Below are 3522 nucleotides of genomic sequence, written 5' to 3'. Positions count from 1 at the left end.
CCTCAATCACACGGGTGCGCACAAGGTCAACAATACAATTGGCCAGGCCCTGCTGGCACGACGCATGGGCAAGAAGCGTATTATCGCCGAGACAGGTGCCGGTCAGCATGGCGTCGCCACCGCGACCGTGGCTGCGCGCCTCGGGCTCGAGTGTGTTGTCTACATGGGCGAGGTCGATGTCGCGCGCCAGGAAGCAAACGTCTACCGTATGAAACTGCTGGGCGCTGAAGTTGTTCCCGTTTCATCAGGCTCAAAAACGCTCAAGGATGCACTCAACGAAGCGATGCGTGACTGGGTCACCAACGTTGACGACACCTTCTATATCATCGGCACGGTAGCCGGACCGCATCCCTACCCGGCGATGGTGCGTGATTTCCAGGCGATTATCGGACGCGAAGCACGCGAACAGATGCAGGAGCAGGCGGGTGGTCTACCCGATGCGCTGGTAGCCTGTGTCGGCGGCGGTTCCAATGCCATCGGACTGTTTCACCCATTCCTCGCTGATGAAAGCGTCTCAATCTATGGTATCGAGGCGGCCGGTGCCGGTCTTGATACGGGCTCGCACGCCGCTCCCCTGTGTGCCGGCAGGCCGGGTGTGCTGCATGGCAACCGTACCTACCTGATGGAAGACCAGAACGGCCAGATCATCGAGACACATTCGGTATCTGCAGGTCTCGATTACCCGGGCGTTGGTCCCGAGCACGCATGGCTCAAGGATATCGGTCGCGCCAACTATGTTGCTGTCACCGATGAAGAGGCGCTGCAGGCATTTCATGACCTGACGCGTATCGAGGGGATTATCCCCGCACTGGAGTCGAGCCATGCACTGGCTTACGCGCGCAAGCTCGCACCTACCATGTCGAAAGAGCAGAACATTCTCGTCAACCTCTCCGGACGCGGCGACAAGGATATGCACACCGTGGCATCACTTGAGGGGATCGAACTATGAGTCGTATTGCCGAATGTTTTGCAGCCCTGAAGACACAAGGCCGCAGTGCACTGATTCCCTACATCGCCGCGGGCGATCCGCAGCCGCAAGCGACACTGCGCCTGATGCACACGCTGGTTAAATCCGGTGCTGATATTATTGAACTGGGCGTTCCTTTCTCCGATCCGATGGCGGACGGTCCTGTTATTCAGCGTGCTGCCGAGCGGGCGCTGGAACATGATGTCAGCCTGCATGATGTACTCGACATGGTCAGTGAGTTTCGCAACAGTGATGCAAACACGCCAGTGGTGCTGATGGGTTATCTCAACCCGATCGAAGTGATGGGCTACGAGGCATTTGCCGAGGCAGCTAGCAAGGCCGGTGTTGATGGCGTGCTGACCGTGGATTTGCCGCCGGAAGAGGGCAGCGAGTTCCTGCAGGCACTCAAGGCCAACCAGCTTGATCCTGTTTTCCTGATTGCACCAACCAGTGATGCTTCCCGTATCAAGCGCATCTGTGAAGCGTCCAGTGGTTATGTCTACTATGTATCACTGAAGGGTATTACGGGTGCAGGCCACCTGGATATTGGTTCGGTAAAAAAGAAAGTTGAAGAGATTCGTGCATTGTCCGATTTGCCAGTTGGCGTCGGTTTTGGTATCAAGGATGCAGAGACGGCAGCAAAAATGGCAGAAATTGCCGATGCCGTGGTTGTTGGCAGTGCGATTGTCAGCCGTATTGAAGCCGAGGCGGCATCATTGGATGCCGTCGATCGCGTCGTCGGTGAATTCGTGACAGAGTTGAGTAGTGCACTTCAAACCCGGGAATAGAAAATATGAGCTGGTTCGAAAAATTATTGCCTAGCCGTATCCGTACGGAAGGTAGCAGTAAGAAGATGGTTCCTGAAGGCCTGTGGGAAAAGTGCCACGGTTGTGGTGCGATCCTCTATCGTTCAGAAACCGAGCGTAACTATGACGTCTGCCCCAAGTGCGGCCACCATAATCGCATCAATGCGCGCCGCCGCCTTGATCTCTTTCTCGACAGTGGCGAGCGCGAGGAGATCGGTGCATCTCTCGAGCCGACCGATCCGCTGAAGTTCAAAGACAGTAAAAAATATCGCGACCGTATTACCGCTGCACAGAAGACGACAGAAGAGAAGGATGCACTGGTTGCCATGCAGGGTACTCTCAAGAAGATGCCCGTGGTTGCGGTTGCTTTCGAATTCTCCTTCATGGGTGGCTCCATGGGTTCAGTCGTTGGCGAGCGTTTCGTGCGTGCGGCCAATATTGCACTGGAAACAAAGTCGCCGCTGATCTGCTTCTCCGCAAGTGGCGGCGCACGCATGCAGGAATCACTCTTTTCACTCATGCAGATGGCAAAAACCAGTGCCGTACTGGCAAAAATGCGCGAACAGGGCGTCCCCTTTGTTTCGGTGATGACAGATCCCACCATGGGTGGTGTTTCGGCAAGTCTCGCCATGCTTGGCGATATCAATGTTGCAGAACCAGGCGCGCTGATCGGTTTCGCCGGCCCGCGCGTTATTGAGCAGACCGTGCGCGAAACCCTGCCTGACGGTTTCCAGCGCAGTGAATTCCTGCTTGAACACGGTGCTGTCGACATGATTATTCCACGTGAAGAGATGCGCGACAGGCTGCACCGGCTGTTGCAGATGATGACGCAACGCTAACCCGGATATTTCACAAAGACGGACGCTATGTTGAATAAAACAAATTGCTATCAATTTGTTGCCACATTATTTCGTTGGCTGCAGACGCCGCGATTTGCCCTATTCGGGTTCAGGCCGCTTCTGACGTTACATCTTGTCCGATCCACCTCGAGCCATAGCAGTGGCTATGCCTCTTCAGTCGATCGAACAAACTGCTTAGCCAGAAACAACCTGATTCCCGAATCCTTCATGAAATATCCGGGTTAAATGACAGTCCCTGGCGGCGTCAGGCCGTCGGCCGACGCATCGCTTGACGACTGGCTGCACTATCAGCTGCAACTTCATACATCAGAGATCGATCTCGGACTCGAGCGCATCGGCAGGGTGTGGACGCGACTCCACCCGGGTGCGCCTGATGCGCGCATCATCACTGTTGCCGGTACCAACGGCAAGGGCTCCAGTGTCGCCTTTCTTGAAGCTATTCTGGTTGCCGCGGGCTATCGCGTCGGTGCATATACATCTCCGCACCTTGTGCGTTACAACGAGCGCATCCGTATCGATGCCAACGAGGCATCCGACAGGGATATCTGTTCTGCATTCGAACAGATCGAAAATGCGCGCTCTGACACCCCTCTTACCTACTTTGAATTCGGTACTCTCGCTGCCATGCTGCTGTTCGTGCAGACCAAGGTGGATGTGATCGTGCTCGAAGTCGGGCTTGGCGGACGTCTCGATGCAGCAAACCTGTTTGATGCCGATGGTGTGATCATCACCTCGATAGGCCTTGATCACACGGATTGGCTGGGGGATGACCTTGAGCAGATTGCTGTGGAAAAGGCCGGTGTCATGCGGCCAGGCAAACCTGCCGTCATTGCGCGTTCAGATATGCCGGTAAGCTTGCACAGTGTGGCAGGGCAAGTGGGTGCGAAAC

The 3522-nt window shown here is 55.7% G+C and carries 4 protein-coding genes; all 4 read left to right on the top strand.

Annotation, left to right across the window (positions count from 1 at the left end; genetic code table 11):
* Positions 1–949, top strand: a 949-nt coding sequence (trpB, locus tag BOW51_RS08715; protein WP_078477388.1) for a tryptophan synthase subunit beta, incomplete at its 5' end; no start/stop codon positions are given.
* The gene (gene trpA, locus BOW51_RS08710; protein ID WP_078477387.1) at positions 946–1755 is read left to right on the top strand and encodes a tryptophan synthase subunit alpha; all 810 of its coding nucleotides are present in this window, start codon (positions 946–948) and stop codon (positions 1753–1755) included. The genes trpB and trpA, both read left to right, overlap by 4 nt.
* 5 nt (positions 1756–1760) lie before the next feature.
* Positions 1761–2612: an acetyl-CoA carboxylase, carboxyltransferase subunit beta gene (accD, locus tag BOW51_RS08705; protein WP_078477386.1), complete on the top strand. Its 852-nt coding sequence runs from the start codon at positions 1761–1763 to the stop codon at positions 2610–2612.
* Positions 2613–2858: 246 nt separating this feature from the next.
* Positions 2859–3522, top strand: a 664-nt coding sequence (locus BOW51_RS08700; RefSeq protein WP_245828638.1) for a bifunctional folylpolyglutamate synthase/dihydrofolate synthase, incomplete at its 3' end; no start/stop codon positions are given.

The organism is Solemya elarraichensis gill symbiont (assembly GCF_002021095.1).
Taxonomy (GTDB): domain Bacteria; phylum Pseudomonadota; class Gammaproteobacteria; order Chromatiales; family Chromatiaceae.
This window is presented reverse-complemented; position numbering and strand designations above follow the sequence as displayed.

What these genes read in the sequence shown, in the direction of transcription:
- accD (WP_078477386.1), top strand. Translation starts at nt 1,761, where the DNA reads ATGAGCTGGTTCGAAAAATTATTGCCTAGCCGTATCCGTACGGAAGGT.
- trpA (WP_078477387.1), top strand. Translation starts at nt 946, where the DNA reads ATGAGTCGTATTGCCGAATGTTTTGCAGCCCTGAAGACACAAGGCCGC.